This is a genomic window from Citrobacter sp. C13 (assembly GCF_014596815.2).
Taxonomy (GTDB): Bacteria; Pseudomonadota; Gammaproteobacteria; order Enterobacterales; family Enterobacteriaceae; genus Citrobacter; species Citrobacter portucalensis.
In genome coordinates, this window is sequence record NZ_CP115024.1 from 451,408 (window position 1) to 471,267 (window position 19,860).

A 19,860-nucleotide genomic window follows, 5' to 3' on the forward strand; every position below is an offset into this window, starting at 1 on the left:
CATACTGTGACTGCAAGGCGGCGTATATTACGCATTTTTCGCACGAGATGAAAGGCCAAACTTTGACCAATCCACTGAGGTGGATCAATGAATTGCCGTAAATGTGAACGCATGAAAATATTTAATCATATAAATCATCGCATTATAAAAATGTGTCGATTTTATATACACATATAATTTTGCGTAACTTCTCATTTTTTCTTCAGCTGCAGACGGTACTGACAAGATATTCTGCTGAATTAATCAGCAAATTACCTCGTCATTGTGTGATCGCTACCTCATTTTAGTACAGGATCTCGGTATCCCCAGAATAGCTGTCCGTAATCTTGCGTTCATTCAACGGCTGCAGCGGGCGATTGTTTGCTGGCCCAACAATGTAGTGAAATTTATCCAACTGTTCGGCAGAAAGAGCAACAGGCGTTTTCAGGACAGACCAGGTGACGCCTTCGGTCAGGGAGGTGTTGTTAACGAACCACGGTAGCGCCAGTAGGTTTTATTGTCGGGTAAAAGCTGGTGGATATCGACCGGCGAGAAGATGTCCATGCTGCTGTCCTCCATGGTTGGAAAGGACTCCCACAAATTTTGAATCGCCTGGTTCTGTTCACCCACGTCAAACATAACCGCCACAATAGCAATGTCTCCGGATTGATTTTTGTGGAGCAACTGCATCTCCAGCGGATAGGTTTTACCGTTGAGGGTATGTTCACTCGGGGCGTGAAAATCAAATTGTTTTAAATAATAAAGCGTTTCATCAATTTCAATAGAATTAGATGCGTAACTACTCATCGTTGCTTGCAACGTATGGTTAATGCTCCGAAATCTAGTTGGGCCATCGACGTACTGCATGTTTAGCGCGGGGAGACCGAGTTTACTGGTTGTGGTGGTCTGGATGTCTATGGGGGATTGGTTTATGCCTGTCTGGCACGTTGCATACGCTTTGCTGATTTCTCCCCATCGTGCGGGGCCGTTTTCTTCGGTATATCCCCATGGTACGGCCAGCGTGGTCAGTGGCATCATGCATGCTGCCAGCAAAGTTGTTGTAAAACAGTTGAAACGCATACGTTTACTCAACGAAACTCAATATAAAAAATAACAAAATCAATTGATTATTATATCGCTGAGGAAAGTGTCGGTATGCTGGTCAATTGTCTGAAAATGGCGTGGTCAGATAACCACGCCGGAAGGGATTATTTTTTCTGGCCGGTAATGCGACACCACTCTTCTTTCTCGATAACCGGATCGAGCGTAAAGAGATCGGCATAGGCTTCACAGACGCTTTCCGCCTGGCTGGCAAGAATACCAGAAAGCCCCAGCAAACCGCCCTCAACGGGCAGTACGCTGATTAACGGAGCCAGTTCACGTAATGGGCCAGCAAGGATGTTGGCGACCACCACGTCGGCTTTCATCGCCTCTGGCTGGTCTTTCGGCAGATAAAGCTCCAGACGCTCAGAAACACCATTACGCTGGGCGTTATCACGGCTGGCCTGAATCGCCTGCGGGTCGATATCCACGCCAATGGCTTTCGCCGCACCCAGCTTCAGTGCCGCAATGGCAAGAATGCCGGAGCCGCAGCCAAAGTCGATAACCGTTTTACCGTTAAGATCAAGACCGTCCAGCCATTGCAGGCACAGAGAGGTAGTGGGGTGCGTGCCTGTGCCAAATGCCAGACCCGGGTCCAGCATCACGTTGACAGCATTCTCATCCGGGACATCGCGCCAGCTTGGGCAAATCCACAGACGTTCACCAAAGCGCATCGGGTGGAAGTTATCCATCCATTCGCGTTCCCAGTCTTTGTCTTCGAGCTGTTCGATTTTATGCGCGAAGCCTTCACCCAGCAGCGGATGCTGTTCCAGGATGGCAACCACTTCTTTCATGTCGGTTTCTGCATCGAACAAGCCGATAACGTCGGTATCACCCCACAGGCGAGTCTCGCCCGGCAGAGGTTCAAACACCGGCGTATCATGCGTATCCTGGAAAGTAATGGAAACGGAGCCCGCTTCCATCAGCGCATCGCTCAACTCTTCAGCGTTGGCACCGGTCGTGTTCAGTTTCAGTTGGATCCATGGCATGGCAAAACTCTTTATTTATCAGTAGTCAATATGGCGGCTTGCGGGACGGCGGAACCGAAACGGTTGCCTATCAGGAAAGCCAGCAAGCTTATCAGTAACGAGGGCACGATTGGGTGGAAGCCCAGGAACTGAACGTTAAAGGTGGCGAGTAGAGCATAAAGCACGCCGCCGACAATCATCGCGCTCAATGCGCCTGACGCGTTTGCCCGCTCCCAGTAGAGGCCCAGCACCAGCGGCCACAGGAAAACGGCTTCCAGCCCGCCAAACGCCAGCAGATTCAACCAGATAATCATCTCTGGCGGTTTCCAGGCGGCCAGCAGCAGTAACGCGCCCAGCAGCAGGGTAATCACTGCCGACATGCGCTTCAGCCGGGTTTCGTTTTCCAGCTGTTCCGGGCGAAGGTTCAGGTACAGATCCTTAATGATCGTAGCGGAACTTTGCAGCAATTGGGCATTGATCGTCGACATGATCGCGGCCATGGGCGCGGCGAGGAAAATCCCGGCAGCGACCGGCGGCAGGACTTTGACCATCAGCGTAGGGATAACCAGATCCGGTACCGTCAGGTCAGGGATTACCGCCCGTCCCAGGGCACCCGCCAGATGCATACCAAACATCAGGATCGCCACTACGATGGTGCCGATGATAATGCCGCGGTGTACCGCTTTACTGTCTTTATAAGAGATGCAGCGTACCGCCGTATGCGGCAGGCCAATCACGCCGAAGCATACTAACACCCAGAATGAGGTCATAAACGTGGGTGACAAAATGTCATCAGCGCCCTGCGGCGAGACCAGTTTAGGGTCGATAGCCTGCAGGGTTACCACCGCATTGCTAAGGCCACCGGCAGCATGAACGACGCCGACCAGCAAAACGATAGTACCAATCAGCATCACCATGCCCTGCATGGTGTCGTTCAGTACACTGGCGCGAAATCCGCCGAACGCCGTATACAATGCAATACTGACGCCAAAAATCAGCAGACCGGTTTCGTAGGGGATACCCGCTGCGGTTTCCAGCAAACGTGCGCCGCCAATAAACTGTACGGTCATTGCCCCGACAAACGCGACCAACAGGCTGAGGCTTGCCAGCCATACCAGCAGGCGGCTCTGGTAGCGCGCAAATAGCATATCGTTGAGGGTAACAGCATTATAACGGCGTGCCAGAATCGCGAACTTCTTGCCGAGAATACCCAGCGACAGCCAGACGGCAGGCAACTGGATCATCGCCAGCAGCACCCATCCCAGTCCGTATTTGTAAGCGGCACCAGGACCGCCAATAAACGAGCTGGCGCTAATGTAGGTTGCCGTTAGCGTCATCGCTAACACGACCCCGCCCATGGAGCGGCTGCCAAGGAAATATTCATTCAGGAAGGTACCGGTAACTCTCTTACGCATGGCATAAACAGAGAGACCGAATACCACCAGAAGATAGGCGACCAGCGGTAAAATAACTTCAAGCTGCATCGTCATCCTCCAACGGAATGTCGCGATAGATAAACTTTACCATCGCCCAGCACAGCACGATAAAAACCAGCGGCGTTAACAGGCAGGCCATTTCGAACCAGTGCGGTAAGCCGGTAAAACCCAGCGTTGAATCAGGTAAGTAAGCGGCCACTAACCATGTGGCCAGATATAAAAGGGTTAGCCACAGCGCCCAGCGCGCCTCTTTATGGGCCTGAACAAAACGAGCGTCCATTTTTTGTCCCTTGTGGATAAAGAAAGCGGGGATTGTACCTTATGGCACGTGCGGGAGGGGAGAAAAACAAAAGGCCGGAATTTCCGGCCTTTTCGGTTAACGCACGCTTACTTTTCCTGAAGTCCGAGTTTTTTCTCCAGATAGTGGATATTGGTTCCACCGTGCTGGAAATGCTCGTCATTCATGATGCGGATCTGTAGATCAACGTTGGTTTTGATACCGTCGATGATCAGTTCCTGCAATGCGTTTTTCATACGGGCGATAGCGACGTCGCGGTTTTCGCCATAGCAGATCAGCTTACCGATCATTGAGTCATAGTACGGAGGTACAGTGTAGCCTGCGTAAATATGGGACTCCCAACGCACACCAAAGCCACCCGGCGCGTGGAAACGCGTGATTTTGCCCGGGCTTGGCAGGAAGGTGTTCGGGTCTTCGGCGTTGATACGGCATTCTACCGCATGGCCTTTAACCACAACTTCGTCCTGCTTGATGGACAGCGGTTGTCCCGCTGCGATGCGCAGCTGCTCTTTGATCAGGTCAACGCCGGTGATCATTTCGGTTACCGGGTGCTCAACCTGAATACGGGTGTTCATCTCAATGAAGTAGAACTCGCCGTTTTCAAACAGGAACTCAAAAGTACCCGCCCCGCGATAGCCGATATCAACGCATGCTTTGGCGCAACGCTCGCCAATGTAGCGACGCAGTTCCGGTGTAATGCCCGGCGCTGGTGCTTCTTCGACGACTTTCTGGTGACGACGCTGCATGGAGCAGTCACGTTCTGCCAGATAAATCGCGTTACCCTGACCGTCTGCCAGCACCTGAATTTCAATGTGGCGTGGGTTTTCCAGGTATTTCTCCATGTAGACCATATCGTTATTGAAAGCGGCTTTCGCTTCCGCTTTGGTCATGGAGATGGATTGTGCCAGTTCGGCATCGCTGCGCACGACGCGCATACCGCGACCGCCGCCGCCGCCGGAGGCTTTGATGATAACCGGGTAGCCGATGCGTTTAGCATGAGCGCGGTTAGCGTCCATGTCATCGCCCAGCGGGCCGTCAGAGCCTGGGACTGTCGGTACGCCCGCTTTCTTCATCGCGGTGATTGCAGACACTTTGTCGCCCATCAGGCGGATGGTGTCGGCTTTCGGGCCGATGAAGATAAAGCCAGAACGCTCTACCTGCTCAGCAAAGTTGGCGTTCTCAGAGAGGAAGCCATAGCCCGGGTGAATTGCCACCGCGCCGGTGATTTCAGCGGCGCTGATGATAGCCGGGATGTTCAGATAGCTTTTTACGGACGGAGCCGGGCCGATACAGACCGTCTCATCCGCCAGCAATACGTGTTTTAAATCGCGATCCGCACTTGAGTGCACAGCGACAGTCTTGATGCCCAGTTCTTTACAGGCACGAAGAATACGCAGGGCAATCTCGCCGCGGTTGGCGATAACAATTTTATCCAACATGTTCGCCTCGTTATTCGATGACGACCAGCGGCTCGTCAAATTCTACCGGTTGACCACTTTCTACCAGAATCGCTTTAACTACGCCGGATTTGTCGGCTTCGATCTGGTTCATCATTTTCATGGCTTCAACGATGCACAGGGTATCGCCCGCATTCACTTTCTGTCCGATTTCGATGAACGCTTTAGCATCCGGGCTCGGGGTGCGGTAGAACGTACCAACCATTGGGGAGCGTACGATGTGACCACTGATTTCCGCTGCTGCCGGAGCTTCCATACTTGGAGAGGCAGTTTGTGCGACAGCGTTAGACAGAGCTGGTTGCTGCATCACTGGTGCAGCATAAGCCTGTTGCATCATCGGAAAACTTGCAGCTGGCGCTGCACGGCTGATGCGTACAGATTCTTCGCCTTCAGAAATTTCCAGTTCGGAGATGCCTGATTCTTCAACCAGCTCGATCAGTTTTTTAATCTTACGAATATCCATGAGTGGGTTCCGTACTCTTTGTTTAGTGAGATTGTGACAAGCGTTTTACCGCCGTCTGTATAGCATTTTTATAACAGTGAGTGACAAGATGCCACGCATCTCAGGCGCTGCACTGAGTGCTGCTGCCATTAAGTGAGATTGCCAGACTTGTTAGTCATTGTGCGGCTATCTTCTGCCATTTTCGGGTAAAAGACAAAATATACCTTCAATATGCGATTGTCACCCTTCCAGCGCCTTAAAAACACTACCGGGGATAGCAAAGTCGCACATTATAACTATTTCGTAGCAATTGGCAGCTAAATACTGGTCTTATCAGGGAAGATAATCAACCGTTAACATGTAAAGAAAATCGGATCGTCAGTGTTTTGCAACGCACTGCACATATCGTGAAACTACCGCCACCACTGGCGAAACTTCTTGTAACGGCACGCTAACAGCACCGCAGCGATCGCTGCATAAATAATCGGTTGAGGGGAGATAATTTTTACCGACCACAGATAATGTATGGGTGTCAGGATAGCCACAAGATAGACGAAGTTGTGCAAATACTGCCAGCTTTTACCCAGCTTTCGCTGTGCAGCCTGCGTAGACGTTAAGGTGAGGGCGAATAATATGACCCAGCTGGCAATGCCCAATGTTAAATAAGGTCGCGTAAGTAATTCCCGCCCTAATAACGCCAGATTATTAATGCCCAGCTCCAGTAACGCGTAGCTGGTTAAATGCAGCGTTGCCCAGGCAAAACACCATAGTCCTAACAGGCGACGTGTGCGTATCAATAATGGCTGTTTAGCGTAGCGCGCGAGTGGAGAGACCAGCAAGGTCGCCAGCAAGAATTTCAGAGCTGTCCTACCGGTAAAGTGCTGGATATCTTTGACCGGATCGGCGCTCAGGCCGCCGTGATTTACCGCCCAAAATAGCCAGATAAACGGCAAAAAACCGGCAAGATGCAGGCAAACTTTCAGCCCGGTAATGTGCTTTGCAGTCAGACGCACTTAAAAATTCTCCTGCAAATTGAGTCCGCGATACAGTGACGCAACCTCTTCGGCATAGCCGTTAAACATCAGCGTGGGCTGACGCTGTACGTCCAGAATACCGCCAGCGCCAATAAAACGCTCGGTGGCCTGGGACCAGCGGGGATGATCGACATGCGGATTCACGTTGGCATAAAACCCGTATTCATTGGGCGCGGCCAGATTCCAGGTTGTCGGAGGGCGTTCGCGCGTGAGTTTGATACTCACGATCGACTTAATGCCTTTAAATCCATATTTCCACGGCACAATTAAGCGAATGGGCGCGCCATTTTGTGGCGGAAGGGCTTTTCCATAAACCCCCACTGTAAGCAACGTGAGTGGGTGCATCGCTTCATCCAGACGCAGTCCTTCAACATAGGGATACTTCAACCCGCCGCCAATAAAGCGATCTTTTTGTCCCGGCATTTCCTCTGGTGCGTACAGCGTTTCGAACGCGACATACTTCGCATTGCTGGTGGGTTCCACCTGCGCCAACAGTTTATGTAACGGAAAGCCAATCCATGGCACGACCATTGACCAGGCTTCCACACAGCGCATCCGGTAAATCCGTTGCTCCAGCGGGAAACGGGTGGTCAAGGTGTCGTGATCGAGAGTGAGTGGTTTGGCGACCTCACCACTGATTTTTAATGTCCACGGATCGGTTTTCAGGCTACCCGCGTTGGCTGCCGGATCCGCTTTGTCGAGACCGAATTCATAGAAGTTATTGTAGCCAGAAACTTTATCCGCTGGGGTTAAAGGAAGCGAATTTTGCCAGGCGGCGGGCTTGCTGAAATTAAGCGGCTTTCCCGCGGGCGCGGGCGGGCGGTCATTACCCTTAAACCAACTCAGAAGGTCAGCCTGCGCAGAGTGGGGTAAAGACAACGCGGCTGCGCTGATCCCTAATGCTTTCAGCACCTGGCGACGCTGCATAAAAAAAGCCGACTCGTCAGTGACGTCGGCTTCTGTAAATGGACGTAATTTCTTCATAACAGACTCCCGGCTTACGCGTCATAACTGACAGGGGACGCGTAGTTAATATGGCAGGGAGTCTGTAGATGTGCCGCGAAATTTCGTTAATTAAGTGTAAATTTCTGCGCCAAGGTCTGTTACTTCACCTTCACCAGCGTACGACCTTGCACCTGGTTATTGATGATGGCATCGGCGAACTTCGGCGCATCCGCCAGCGTAATTTCCGTTGCCGCCTGAGCATAGAAAGATTCCGGCAGATCCTTAACCAGACGCGCCCAGGCTTCTGCACGGCGTGCCGGCGGGGTCATCACCGAGTCCACTCCTTGCAAACGAACGTTACGCAGAATGAATGGCATCACCGTGGTTGGCAGAGCGAAACCGCCCGCCAGACCGCAGGCGGCAACACAGCCGCCGTAGTTCATCTGCGCGAGGACTTTCGCCAGAACTTTGTCGCCAACGGTATCCACCGCGCCAACCCACAGCTGTTTTTCCAGCGGACGAGACTCGGCAAACTCATCGCGACCAAGAATACGGTTTGCGCCCAGGCTTTTCAGGTAGTCGTGGGTGCTTTCACGGCCCGAAACCGCCGCAACCTGATAACCCAGCTTATGCAGTAACGCAACGGCCGTGCTGCCCACGCCTCCGCTGGCGCCTGTGACGACAATCTCACCGTCTTGCGGACGAATTCCTGCATCTTCAAGCGCCATGACGCAAAGCATGGCGGTAAAGCCAGCGGTACCGATGACCATGGCTTTACGTCCATCCAGCCCTTTTGGCAGCGCAACCAGCCAGTCGCCTTTCACGCGTGCGCGTTCTGCCAGTCCACCCCAATGATTTTCACCCACGCCCCAACCGGTCAGTAAAACCTCCTGACCCGCATGAAAACGGGGATCTTCGCTTGCGCGCACGGTACCGGCGAAATCGATACCAGGAATCATCGGAAAATTACGAATGATTTTTCCCTTGCCGGTGATAGCCAGGGCGTCTTTATAGTTCAGGCTTGACCAGTGGACATCCACCGTCACATCGCCTTCCGGTAGCTGATTTTCGTCGAGGGGTTGAACGGATGCGAGGGTTTTTCCGTCCTGCTGTTCTAAGATCAAAGCCTGCATAACCTGTCCTCAATTCGTATAGTGGATTGGAAAATTAATAATGAAGACTATACTCGCTAATCAAAACATGATGCCGATTCTGCGCAATAAATTGCCAGATATACCTGATTTGGTAGTATGCCCTCACAGTTTGTATAAATTGACGGATTTTGCCTTCAGTTTTGCATTTTAGAGTCGATTTATTACTTTCAGGCCTGTTTCATAACTGTCGGAGTTAACACAAGGATGCGATTAACGACGAAATTTTCAGCTTTTGTCACGCTGCTTACTGGGTTAACGATCTTCGTGACTCTGATCGGCTGTTCGCTGAGTTTCTACAACGCTATTCAATATAAGTTCACCACGCGCGTTCATGCGGTCGCGACGGCGATTGATACGCATCTGGTCTCCAGAGATGTCGTTACGTTAACCCCGCAAATCGATGAGCTGATGGTTTCTGTTGATATCGTGCGCATCGAACTGTTGCAGGGCGGAAATGTGGTGTATGACCACTCACGCACCAGCAGCTACCGACCGGCAGGGACGAACAATCTCTACCGCGAGATTACCGTACCATTGGTCAAGCATCCGGGTATGTCATTGCGTCTGGTTTATCAGGATCCAATGGGTAACTATTTCCATTCGCTACTGACCACCGCACCGCTCACGATAGCCATTGCTTTCATTATTCTGATGCTCTTTTTGTCTGTGCGCTGGCTTCAGCGCCAGCTTTCAGGTCAGGAACTGCTGGAGATTCGTTCCACGCGTATTCTGAACGGCGAGCGTGGACCGAACGTGCGGGGAACGGTCTATGAATGGCCTGCGCGTACCAGCAGTGCGCTCGATATGCTGCTGACTGAAATTCAAAATGCCCGCGAGCAACGCAGCCGCCTGGATACGCTGATTCGTTCCTATGTCGCACAGGATACAAAAACCGGGCTAAGCAACCGCTTGTTCTTTGATAACCAACTGGCCACGCTGCTGGAAGATCAGGAAAAAGTAGGCTCGCATGGCGTCGTGATGATGGTGCGCCTGCCGGATTTTACGCTGCTGCGCGATAGCTGGGGAATCACCCTCGCAGAAGAACAAATCTCGACGCTGATCAATTTGTTGTCGACTTTTATGACGCGATATCCGGGCGCGTTGCTGGCGCGCTACCACCGTAGCGATTTTGCTATCCTGCTGCCACACCGCACGTTGAAAGAGGCGGAAAGCATCGCCGGGCAATTATTAAAAGCGGTAGATGCACTTCCGGCTAATAAAATGATCGATCGTGCCGATATGGTTCATATTGGCATTTGCGTTTGCCGCAGCGGTCAGTCGCCGGAGCAAGTGATGGATCATGCTGAAGCCGCCACCCGGAATTCGGTATTGCAGGGCGGAAATAGCTGGTCGGTCTATGATGACTCGCTGCCGGAAAAAGGTCGGGGCAACGTACGCTGGCGAACGCTTATCGAACAGATGCTTAGCCGGGGCGGGCCGAGAATTTATCAAAAGCCTGCCGTAACGCGTGAAGGCCGGGTGCACCATCGGGAGTTGATGTGCCGTATTTTTGATGGCAACGAAGAGGTCATTTCGGCGGAATATATGCCGATGGTCCTGCAATTTGGTCTGGCAGAAGAATATGACCGTTTGCAGATAAGCCGTCTGATCCTGCTTTTGGGCTACTGGCCGCAGGAAAATCTGGCGATGCAGACAACGGTTGAATCGCTTATTCGTCCACGTTTTCAGCGCTGGCTGCGTGATACGCTGATGCAGTGCGAAAAATCATTACGCAAACGCATAATTATTGAACTTGCTGAGGCAGATGTCTGTCAACATATCAGCCGGTTACAGCCCGTCATCAGATTGATGGATGCGCTGGGCGTGCGTATTGCCGTTACGCAGGCGGGGTTAACGCTGGTGAGCACCAGTTGGATCAAAGAGCTTAACGTTGAGTTATTGAAGCTGCATCCAAGTCTGGTGAGGAACATTGATAAGCGAACGGAAAATCAGCTTCTGGTTCAAAGTCTGGTGGAGGCCTGTTCGGGAACACCCACGCAGGTTTACGCCACGGGCGTACGTTCGCGTAGTGAGTGGCATACGCTGACAGAACGCGGAGTTGCAGGTGGGCAAGGGGATTTTTTTGCCGCATCACAACCACTTGACACTAACGTGAAAAAATATTCGCAAAGATACTCGGTTTAACCTGCCGTTTAATTTGTTTTCACGTAGAATAACGCGCGCTGTGCCTTCTGGGGGTGTGCTTGCCTGCTCGCCAGGTTGTAACAGCAAACATGCAGGTGAATGACCTTTGACAGGTTGCAAACAAAAGCGAGGAGTGCTGCTGATTTATTCAGCCCTGATGGACTCAGGCCGGTTTTGTAACAAAGGAAACGAACTGCACTAATTTTCACCGTAGCAGATGATTTTTGCGCCTTGTCGCTGCTGCGTGTGGTTGGTAAAGTAAGCGGATTTTGTTTTCCGCCCCAGCTTTCAGGATTATCCCTTAGTATGTTGAAAAAATTTCGTGGCATGTTTTCCAATGACCTGTCCATTGACCTGGGTACCGCGAATACCCTTATTTATGTAAAAGGACAAGGCATCGTATTGAATGAGCCTTCTGTTGTGGCCATTCGTCAGGATCGTGCCGGTTCGCCGAAAAGCGTGGCTGCAGTAGGTCATGATGCGAAGCAGATGCTGGGTCGTACGCCGGGCAATATCGCTGCAATTCGCCCAATGAAAGACGGCGTTATCGCTGACTTCTTCGTGACTGAAAAAATGCTCCAGCACTTTATCAAGCAAGTGCACAGCAATAGCTTCATGCGCCCAAGCCCGCGCGTACTGGTGTGTGTACCGGTTGGAGCAACTCAGGTTGAACGCCGTGCGATCCGTGAATCAGCTCAGGGCGCAGGTGCTCGTGAAGTCTTCCTGATCGAAGAGCCGATGGCGGCCGCGATCGGTGCGGGTCTGCCAGTTTCTGAAGCAACCGGTTCAATGGTTGTGGATATCGGTGGCGGTACCACTGAAGTTGCCGTTATCTCCCTGAATGGTGTGGTTTACTCCTCTTCTGTCCGTATTGGCGGCGATCGCTTCGATGAAGCCATCATTAATTATGTTCGTCGTAACTACGGTTCCCTGATCGGTGAAGCGACCGCAGAACGTATTAAACACGAGATCGGTTCCGCTTATCCGGGTGACGAAGTGCGCGAAATCGAAGTTCGCGGTCGTAACCTGGCTGAAGGCGTTCCGCGCGGCTTTACCCTGAACTCCAACGAGATTCTGGAAGCCCTGCAGGAACCGCTGACCGGTATCGTGAGCGCAGTAATGGTTGCACTGGAACAGTGCCCGCCGGAACTGGCTTCTGACATCTCCGAACGCGGTATGGTTCTGACTGGTGGCGGTGCGCTGCTGCGTAACCTTGACCGTCTGTTAATGGAAGAAACCGGTATTCCAGTTGTTGTTGCTGAAGATCCGCTGACCTGCGTGGCGCGCGGCGGCGGCAAGGCGCTGGAAATGATCGACATGCACGGCGGCGACCTGTTCAGCGAAGAGTAATCGGATGCAGGTTGGGTAGCCCCCGCGGGTTGCCCTTCCGCTCTGATACGAGAATACGCATAGACTATGAAGCCAATTTTTAGCCGTGGCCCGTCGCTACAGATTCGCCTTATTCTGGCGGTGTTGGTGGCGCTCGGCGTTATTATTGCCGACAGCCGCCTGGGTACGTTTAGTCAAATCCGAACGTACATGGATACCGCCGTCAGTCCTTTCTACTTTATCTCAAATGGTCCTCGTGAATTACTCGACGGCGTGTCGCAAACGCTGGCTTCGCGTGACCAACTCGAACTTGAAAACCGGGCGTTGCGTCAGGAACTGCTGCTGAAAAACAGCGAACTACTGATGTTGGGGCAATACAAACAGGAGAACGCGCGTTTGCGTGAGCTGCTGGGATCGCCATTGCGTCAGGACGAACAAAAGATGGTGACGCAGGTCATCTCAACGGTTAATGACCCTTACAGCGATCAGGTCGTGATCGACAAAGGGAGCGTTAACGGCGTCTACGAAGGCCAGCCGGTTATTAGCGACAAAGGCGTAGTAGGTCAGGTCGTGGCGGTGGCTAAATTGACCAGCCGCGTGCTACTGATTTGCGATGCGACGCATGCGCTGCCTATTCAGGTACTGCGTAATGATATCCGCGTAATCGCTGCGGGTAACGGCTGCACCGACGATCTTCAGCTCGAACACCTGCCGGCCAACACCGACATTCGCGTTGGCGATGTGCTGGTCACCTCGGGTCTGGGTGGACGTTTCCCTGAAGGTTATCCGGTTGCTGTTGTTTCTTCCGTTAAGCTGGACACTCAGCGCGCTTATACTGTGATTCAGGCTCGCCCGACTGCGGGTCTGCAGCGTCTGCGCTATCTGCTGCTGTTGTGGGGTGCCGATCGTAATGGCGCAAACCCGATGACGCCGGAAGAAGTACACCGCGTTGCTAATGAACGTCTTATGCAAATGATGCCGCAAGTTCTGCCGGCACCAGATGCCATGGGGCCGCCTGCGCCAGTGCCAGCACCTGCAACAGGCGTGGCTCCAGCGCCCGCAGATACCACGCCGCCACAACCTGCTCCGCGTAAGCCGGGAGGACAGTAAGTGGCAAGCTATCGTAGCCAGGGACGTTGGGTGATTTGGCTCTCGTTCCTTATTGCACTGTTGCTGCAAGTCATGCCCTGGCCGGATGACATTCTGGTTTTCCGGCCAAACTGGGTGCTGCTCATCTTGTTGTATTGGATCCTGGCGCTGCCGCATCGCGTAAATGTGGGCACGGGATTTGTGGTGGGTGCCATACTGGATCTCATCAGCGGCTCCACGCTTGGAGTGCGCGCATTGTCGATGAGTATCATTGCTTATCTGGTCGCGCTGAAATTCCAGCTATTCCGAAACCTCGCGCTCTGGCAACAGGCGCTGGTGGTCATGTTGTTATCACTGGTCGTGGATATTATTGTTTTCTGGGCCGAGTTTTTAGTGATCAACGTCTCTTTCAGACCTGAAGTGTTCTGGAGTAGTGTAGTGAATGGTGTGCTTTGGCCATGGCTATTCTTACTGATGCGTAAAGTCCGTCAGCAGTTTGCGGTGCAATAAGGTTGATATGAATACTCTGTATCTTGCTTCAGGTTCTCCACGTCGTCAGGAGTTGCTCGCTCAGCTTGGTGTTACGTTTGAACGACTGGTCCCTGGGATTGAAGAACAGCGGCACCCGCAGGAAAGCGCGCAGCAGTACGTTTCCCGTCTGGCGCGCGAAAAAGCGCAGGCTGGCGTAGTACTGGCACAGCGCGATTTGCCGGTATTGGGTGCGGATACCATCGTTATCCTTAATGGCGAAGTGTTGGAAAAACCGCACGACGCCGCCCATGCCGCAGCAATGCTGCGCAAACTGTCGGGCAAAACGCATCAAGTTATGACGGCCGTGGCACTGGCCGATCGCCAGCACAGTCTGGACTGCCTGGTAGTGACGGAAGTGACATTCAGAGCACTAACCGATGAGGACATCGCGGGCTATGTTGCCAGCGGTGAACCAATGGATAAAGCAGGTGCATACGGTATTCAAGGGTTGGGTGGCTGTTTTGTCAGGAAGATAAATGGCAGCTATCACGCCGTAGTCGGCTTACCGCTGGTAGAAACGTATGAGTTGCTGACCAATTTTAACGCACTGCGTGAGAAAAGGGATAAACATGACGGCTGAATTGTTGGTAAACGTAACGCCATCGGAAACTCGGGTGGCTTACATTGATGGCGGTATTCTGCAGGAAATTCATATTGAACGTGAGGCGCGACGCGGAATCGTAGGCAATATCTACAAAGGTCGTGTAAGTCGTGTACTTCCGGGTATGCAGGCGGCTTTTGTAGATATTGGACTGGATAAAGCCGCATTTCTTCACGCTTCTGACATCATGCCGCACACCGAATGCGTGGCGGGTGAAGAACAAAAACAGTTCACTGTACGCGACATTTCTGAACTGGTGCGCCAGGGTCAGGATCTGATGGTGCAGGTGGTAAAAGATCCGTTGGGAACTAAAGGCGCACGCCTGACGACGGACATCACGCTGCCTTCCCGTTATCTCGTCTTTATGCCGGGTGCTTCGCACGTTGGCGTATCCCAACGTATTGAAAGCGAAACCGAACGCGAACGCCTGAAAAAAGTGGTGGCGGATTACTGCGATGAGCAGGGTGGATTCATCATTCGCACGGCGGCGGAAGGCGTATGTGAAGAGGATCTTGCCTCGGATGCTGCCTACCTGAAGCGCGTCTGGACGAAAGTCATGGAGCGTAAAAAGCGCCCACAAACGCGCTACCAGATGTACGGTGAACTGGCACTGGCACAGCGCGTGTTGCGTGACTTTGCCGATGCGCAGCTTGACCGCATCCGCGTCGACTCCCGTCTGACCTATGAGGCATTACTGGAATTTACGGCGGAATATATCCCCGAGATGACCAGCAAGCTGGAACATTACAGCGGGCGCCAGCCTATTTTTGATCTCTTTGACGTAGAGAATGAAATCCAGCGCGCGCTGGAACGCAAAGTTGAGCTGAAGTCCGGCGGTTATCTGATCATCGATCAAACCGAAGCGATGACCACGGTCGATATCAATACCGGCGCGTTTGTTGGGCATCGTAATCTCGACGACACTATCTTTAATACTAATATTGAAGCAACGCAGGCCATTGCTCGTCAGCTGCGTCTGCGTAACCTCGGCGGTATTATCATTATCGATTTTATCGACATGAATAATGAAGATCACCGTCGCCGGGTGCTGCACTCCCTGGAGCAGGCTCTGAGCAAGGATCGCGTAAAAACCAGCATTAACGGTTTTTCACAGCTGGGCCTGGTGGAGATGACACGCAAGCGCACACGTGAAAGCGTGGAGCATGTACTGTGCAACGAGTGTCCGACCTGCCATGGGCGTGGTACGGTGAAAACGGTGGAAACCGTATGCTATGAAATCATGCGCGAAATCGTGCGGGTACACCATGCATATGACTCTGACCGTTTCCTGGTTTATGCCTCTCCGGCAGTGGCTGAAACCCTGAAAGGTGAAGAGTCACACGCGTTGGCGGAAGTTGAGATCTTTGTCGGCAAACAGGTCAAAGTACAAGTCGAACCGCTGTATAACCAGGAGCAGTTCGACGTCGTCATGATGTAAATCGTGTAGTGGCACCCGCGTATGTAAGCCGGATAAGGCGCAAGCGCCATTATCCGGCAATATTCACTCAAGGGGTGTGAGTCATATTTTTTGGTAGACAAGGAGAGGCGCGTGAGGCGATTGCCGGGGATTTTACTGCTCACTGGAGCCGCATTCGTTGTCATCGCAGCGCTGTTGGTCAGTGGACTGCGCCTTGCGTTACCTCATCTTGATAGCTGGCGTCCGGCCATTCTTGGCAAGATTGAATCCGCCACAGGTCTGCCTGTTTCCGCCAGCCAGCTTTCTGCCAGCTGGCAAAATTTCGGTCCTACGCTTGAAGCGCGTAATATCCATGCGCAGCTGAAAGATGGGGGAGAATTTTCGGTAAAACGCGTCACGCTGGCGCTGGATGTCTGGCAAAGTTTGCTGCACATGCGCTGGCAGTTTCGCGATCTCACCTTCTGGCAACTTCAGTTGCGCACCAATACTCCTATCCAGCGCAGCGAAGGCGGAGATGGGATTGAAACCGGCCATCTCAGCGATCTCTTCCTGCGTCAGTTTGATCATTTCGATCTACGCGACAGCCATATCAGCTTTATAACCCTCTCAGGTCAACGTGCTGAACTGGCGATCCCACAGCTTACCTGGCTGAACGGTAAAAATCGGCATCGCGCCGAGGGTCAGGTCAGCCTCTCCAGCCTGACCGGACAGCACGGCGTTATGCAGGTGCGTATGGATCTGCGTGATGACGAAGGGCTGTTGAATAACGGTCGGGTCTGGCTGCAGGCAGACGACATCGACGTCAAACCGTGGTTGGGCAAATGGATGCAGGATAATGTCGCGCTGCAAACCGCGCGTTTTAGCCTGGAAGCATGGATGACGATCAGCAAAGGCGTCGTTTCTGGTGGCGATGTCTGGCTAAAAAAAGGCGGGGCAAGTTGGCTGGGTGAAAATCGTACGCACACGCTCTCCGTCGATAATCTGACGGCGCACATCAGCCGTGAAGAAGCGGGCTGGCAATTCTCTATTCCCGATACCCGTATCACCATGGATGATAAACCCTGGCCGAGCGGGGCATTAACGCTGGCCTGGATCCCTGAGCAGGAAGTCGGTGGCGAGAATAACAAACGCAGTGATGAGCTACGCATTCGTGCCAGTAATCTGGAACTGGCCGGGTTAGAAGGACTGCGTCCGATGGTGTCCAGGCTATCGCCTGCGCTGGGTGATATCTGGCGGGCCACGCAACCCAGCGGCAAAATAGATGTGCTTGCGCTGGATATCCCGTTACAGGCGACAGAAAAAACCCGCTTCCTGTCCTCGTGGACCGATTTGGCCTGGAAACAGTGGAAGCTGCTGCCGGGGGCAGAACATTTCTCCGGTACGCTTGCGGGAAGCGTTGAAAATGGTGCGCTTACCGCCTCCATGAAACAAGCAAAAATGCCGTATGAAACCGTCTTCCGCGCGCCGCTGGAAATAGAGAACGGCGTGGCGACGCTAAGCTGGCTGAAGAATGATAAAGGCTTCCAGTTAGACGGGCGCAACATTGATGTTAAAGCGAAAGCGGTACATGCGCACGGTGGTTTTCGCTATCTGCAACCGGCTGATGATGAGCCATGGTTGGGCATTCTGGCAGGCATCAGCACCGACGATGGCTCTCAGGCCTGGCGCTACTTCCCGGAAAACCTGATGGGCAAAGAGCTGGTTGACTACCTCAGCGGCGCTATTCAGGGCGGCGAGGCGGATAACGCCACACTGGTGTATGGCGGTAACCCGAATCTGTTCCCGTATCTGCACAACGAAGGGCAGTTTCAGGTCCTGGTGCCGCTACGCAATGCGAAATTTGCTTTCCAGCCCGACTGGCCTGCGCTAACCGATCTTAATATCGAACTAAACTTCATTAACGATGGCCTGTGGATGAAGACGGATAGCGTCAATCTGGGCGGCGTGAAGGCCAGTAACCTGACGGCTAATATTCCCGACTATGCAAAAGAAAAGCTGCTGATTGATGCCGATATCAACGGGCCAGGCAAGGCGGTTGGACCTTATTTTGATGAGACTCCGTTGAAGGATTCTCTCGGCGCCACGCTGGAACAGTTGCAAATTGACGGTGATGTGAATGCTCGCTTACATCTTGATATTCCGCTAGACGGCTCGTTGGTTACCGCCAAAGGCGACGTCAACCTGCGTAATAACAGCCTGTTTATTAAACCGCTCGACAGCACGCTGAAGAATTTGAATGGTAAATTCAGCTTTATCAACGGCGATCTGAAGAGCGAGCCGATGACGGCGAACTGGTTTAATCAGCCGCTGAACGTCGACTTCTCCACCACCGAAGGGGCGAAAGCCTATCAGGTAGCCGTGAACCTGCAAGGCGACTGGCAGCCAACCCGCATGGGGATTTTACCGGTGCAGGTCAACGATGCCTTAAGCGGCAGCATGGCGTGGAATGGCAAGGTGGGTATCGATCTTCCGTATCATGCCGGGCCGACCTACGACATTGAGCTAAAGGGTGACCTGAAGAATGTAAGTAGTCACTTACCTGCTCCGCTGAATAAAGCGGCCGGTGAGGCGTTGCCGATAAACGTTAAGGCTAACGGCAATCTGCGCAGCTTTGAACTGACCGGTAATGCTGGCAGTAAGAACCACTTTAACAGCCGCTGGTTGCTGAATCAGAAACTGACGCTTGACCGCGCTATCTGGACGTCGGAAAGCCGCACTGTGCCCGCGTTACCCGATCAGCAAGGCATTGAGCTTAATCTTCCCCCTATGGATGGTGCGCAATGGCTGGCATTGTTCCAAAAAGGCGCTGCGGATAACGTTGGCACTAATGCCAACTTCCCACAACGCATCACCGTGCGTACGCCATCGTTATCCCTGGGCGGTCAGCAGTGGAATAATTTGAGTATTGTGTCTGAGCCTGCGAGCAATGGCTCTATCGTACAGGCGCAGGGTCGTGAAATTAACGCCACGCTGGCGATGCGCAATAATGCGCCATGGTTGGCCAATATTAAGTATCTTTATTACAACCCCAGCGCGGCGAAAGCGTCACCGGGCAACACACCAGCCTCGCCGTTTTCCGCCGTGGACAACTTCAGCTTCCGCGGCTGGCCGGACCTTCAGTTACGCTGTGCCGAGTGCTGGATGTGGGGACAGAAATATGGGCGTATTGACGCCGATGTAGCAATTAAAGGCGACACGCTAACGCTGAGCAACGGTCTGTTGGATACGGGATTTGCCAGACTGACCACCGATGGCGTGTGGGTGAATGCGCCGGGCAAAGAACGAACGTCACTGAAGGGTAAACTGAGCGGTAATAAAATTGACTCCGCTGCCAGTTTCTTTGGCGTATCGACCCCGATTCGTAACTCTTCGTTCAACGTGGAGTATGACCTGCACTGGCGTAACCCGCCATGGGATCCGGATGAAGCTTCGCTGAATGGGATTTTGCGTACCCGGTTGGGCAAAGGTGAGCTTACTGAACTCAGCACCGGACATGCGGGGCAACTATTGCGACTGCTGAGCTTTGATGCGTTGCTACGTAAACTGCGTTTTGATTTTAGCGATACCTTCAGTGAAGGTTTCTATTTCGACTCGATTCGCAGTACGGCGTGGATCAAAGATGGCGTGATGCATACCGACGACACGCTGGTGGACGGTCTGGAGGCAGACATTGCGATGAAAGGCTCAGTGAACCTGGTCCGTCGGGAGCTGGATATGGAAGCCATTGTCGCGCCTGAAATTTCTGCCACCGTAGGGGTTGCCGCTGCGTTTGCTGTCAATCCGATTGTCGGCGCGGCGGTGTTTGCTGCCAGTAAGGTTCTGGGACCATTGTGGAGCAAAGTTTCGATTCTGCGCTATCGCATCACCGGTCCGGTCGATAAGCCGCAGATTAACGAAGTTCTGCGCCAGCCGCGCAAAGAAAGCCAGCAATGAT

The 19,860-nt window shown here is 52.8% G+C and carries 15 protein-coding genes and 1 pseudogene; 7 read left to right on the forward strand and 9 right to left on the reverse strand.

Going from position 1 to position 19,860, the window contains the following annotated elements; all coding sequences use genetic code 11:
- Window positions 1-283: 283 nt before the first annotated feature.
- From IB222_RS02235 to IB222_RS02275, 9 genes and pseudogenes are all read right to left on the reverse strand, one after another.
- Window positions 284-1,059, reverse strand: a pseudogene (locus IB222_RS02235) (carbonic anhydrase family protein).
- 128 nt (window positions 1,060-1,187) lie between these two features.
- Entirely contained in the window at window positions 1,188-2,069 is an 882-nt protein-coding gene (gene prmA, locus IB222_RS02240; protein ID WP_003025221.1) for a 50S ribosomal protein L11 methyltransferase, read from the reverse strand.
- A gap of 11 nt (window positions 2,070-2,080) precedes the next feature.
- On the reverse strand, window positions 2,081-3,532 hold the full coding sequence (gene panF / locus IB222_RS02245) for a sodium/pantothenate symporter (protein WP_148361415.1): 1,452 nt from the start codon (window positions 3,530-3,532) through the stop codon (window positions 2,081-2,083).
- Entirely contained in the window at window positions 3,522-3,764 is a 243-nt protein-coding gene (locus tag IB222_RS02250) for a YhdT family protein (protein WP_016154721.1), read from the reverse strand. Before IB222_RS02250 ends, panF begins: the two co-directional genes overlap by 11 nt.
- A gap of 107 nt (window positions 3,765-3,871) precedes the next feature.
- Complete coding sequence (accC, locus tag IB222_RS02255) at window positions 3,872-5,221, reverse strand: acetyl-CoA carboxylase biotin carboxylase subunit (protein WP_003828838.1); 1,350 nt, start codon at window positions 5,219-5,221, stop codon at window positions 3,872-3,874.
- Window positions 5,222-5,231: 10 nt separating this feature from the next.
- The gene (accB, locus tag IB222_RS02260; RefSeq protein ID WP_003025210.1) at window positions 5,232-5,702 is read right to left on the reverse strand and encodes an acetyl-CoA carboxylase biotin carboxyl carrier protein; all 471 of its coding nucleotides are present in this window, start codon (window positions 5,700-5,702) and stop codon (window positions 5,232-5,234) included.
- 392 nt (window positions 5,703-6,094) lie between these two features.
- A complete protein-coding gene (gene msrQ / locus IB222_RS02265; protein WP_126317327.1) occupies window positions 6,095-6,694 on the reverse strand; it encodes a protein-methionine-sulfoxide reductase heme-binding subunit MsrQ in 600 nt (199 codons plus the stop codon).
- Window positions 6,695-7,699, reverse strand: a complete 1,005-nt coding sequence (gene msrP, locus IB222_RS02270) for a protein-methionine-sulfoxide reductase catalytic subunit MsrP (protein ID WP_003828834.1) — start codon at window positions 7,697-7,699, stop codon at window positions 6,695-6,697.
- A gap of 119 nt (window positions 7,700-7,818) precedes the next feature.
- A complete protein-coding gene (locus IB222_RS02275) occupies window positions 7,819-8,793 on the reverse strand; it encodes an MDR family oxidoreductase (RefSeq protein ID WP_149385012.1) in 975 nt (324 codons plus the stop codon).
- A 225-nt stretch (window positions 8,794-9,018) separates the two neighbouring features.
- On the opposite strand from IB222_RS02275, the gene csrD reads away from it, so the two are divergent.
- The 7 genes from csrD (at window position 9,019) to yhdP (ending at window position 19,859) form a co-directional block, all read left to right on the forward strand.
- Complete coding sequence (csrD, locus tag IB222_RS02280; protein WP_149385011.1) at window positions 9,019-10,959, forward strand: RNase E specificity factor CsrD; 1,941 nt, start codon at window positions 9,019-9,021, stop codon at window positions 10,957-10,959.
- Window positions 10,960-11,265: 306 nt separating this feature from the next.
- Window positions 11,266-12,309 carry a rod shape-determining protein MreB gene (gene mreB / locus IB222_RS02285; protein ID WP_000913396.1) on the forward strand — a complete coding sequence of 348 codons (1,044 nt, stop codon included), beginning with the start codon at window positions 11,266-11,268 and terminating at the stop codon, window positions 12,307-12,309.
- Between the two features lie 66 nt (window positions 12,310-12,375).
- Window positions 12,376-13,398 (forward strand): rod shape-determining protein MreC, encoded by a 1,023-nt coding sequence (gene mreC / locus IB222_RS02290; RefSeq protein WP_126317329.1) that lies wholly within the window; start codon window positions 12,376-12,378, stop codon window positions 13,396-13,398.
- Window positions 13,399-13,887: a rod shape-determining protein MreD gene (gene mreD, locus IB222_RS02295; RefSeq protein WP_003025196.1), complete on the forward strand. Its 489-nt coding sequence runs from the start codon at window positions 13,399-13,401 to the stop codon at window positions 13,885-13,887. It begins immediately after the preceding gene.
- 7 nt (window positions 13,888-13,894) lie between these two features.
- Window positions 13,895-14,488, forward strand: a complete 594-nt coding sequence (locus IB222_RS02300) for a Maf family protein (RefSeq protein WP_048225746.1) — start codon at window positions 13,895-13,897, stop codon at window positions 14,486-14,488.
- On the forward strand, window positions 14,478-15,947 hold the full coding sequence (gene rng / locus IB222_RS02305; protein WP_003828822.1) for a ribonuclease G: 1,470 nt from the start codon (window positions 14,478-14,480) through the stop codon (window positions 15,945-15,947). Before IB222_RS02300 ends, rng begins: the two co-directional genes overlap by 11 nt.
- 111 nt (window positions 15,948-16,058) lie before the next feature.
- Window positions 16,059-19,859, forward strand: coding sequence for an AsmA2 domain-containing protein YhdP (gene yhdP / locus IB222_RS02310; protein ID WP_149385010.1), 3,801 nt, complete (start codon window positions 16,059-16,061; stop codon window positions 19,857-19,859).
- Window position 19,860 lies beyond the last annotated feature (1 nt).

Coding starts and splice junctions, on each gene's coding strand:
- prmA (WP_003025221.1), bottom strand. CDS start 2,069: ATGCCATGGATCCAACTGAAACTGAACACGACCGGTGCCAACGCTGAA.
- panF (WP_148361415.1), bottom strand. CDS start 3,532: ATGCAGCTTGAAGTTATTTTACCGCTGGTCGCCTATCTTCTGGTGGTA.
- IB222_RS02250 (WP_016154721.1), bottom strand. CDS start 3,764: ATGGACGCTCGTTTTGTTCAGGCCCATAAAGAGGCGCGCTGGGCGCTG.
- accC (WP_003828838.1), bottom strand. CDS start 5,221: ATGTTGGATAAAATTGTTATCGCCAACCGCGGCGAGATTGCCCTGCGT.
- accB (WP_003025210.1), bottom strand. CDS start 5,702: ATGGATATTCGTAAGATTAAAAAACTGATCGAGCTGGTTGAAGAATCA.
- msrP (WP_003828834.1), bottom strand. CDS start 7,699: ATGAAGAAATTACGTCCATTTACAGAAGCCGACGTCACTGACGAGTCG.
- IB222_RS02275 (WP_149385012.1), bottom strand. CDS start 8,793: ATGCAGGCTTTGATCTTAGAACAGCAGGACGGAAAAACCCTCGCATCC.
- csrD (WP_149385011.1), top strand. CDS start 9,019: ATGCGATTAACGACGAAATTTTCAGCTTTTGTCACGCTGCTTACTGGG.
- mreB (WP_000913396.1), top strand. CDS start 11,266: ATGTTGAAAAAATTTCGTGGCATGTTTTCCAATGACCTGTCCATTGAC.
- mreC (WP_126317329.1), top strand. CDS start 12,376: ATGAAGCCAATTTTTAGCCGTGGCCCGTCGCTACAGATTCGCCTTATT.
- IB222_RS02300 (WP_048225746.1), top strand. CDS start 13,895: ATGAATACTCTGTATCTTGCTTCAGGTTCTCCACGTCGTCAGGAGTTG.
- rng (WP_003828822.1), top strand. CDS start 14,478: ATGACGGCTGAATTGTTGGTAAACGTAACGCCATCGGAAACTCGGGTG.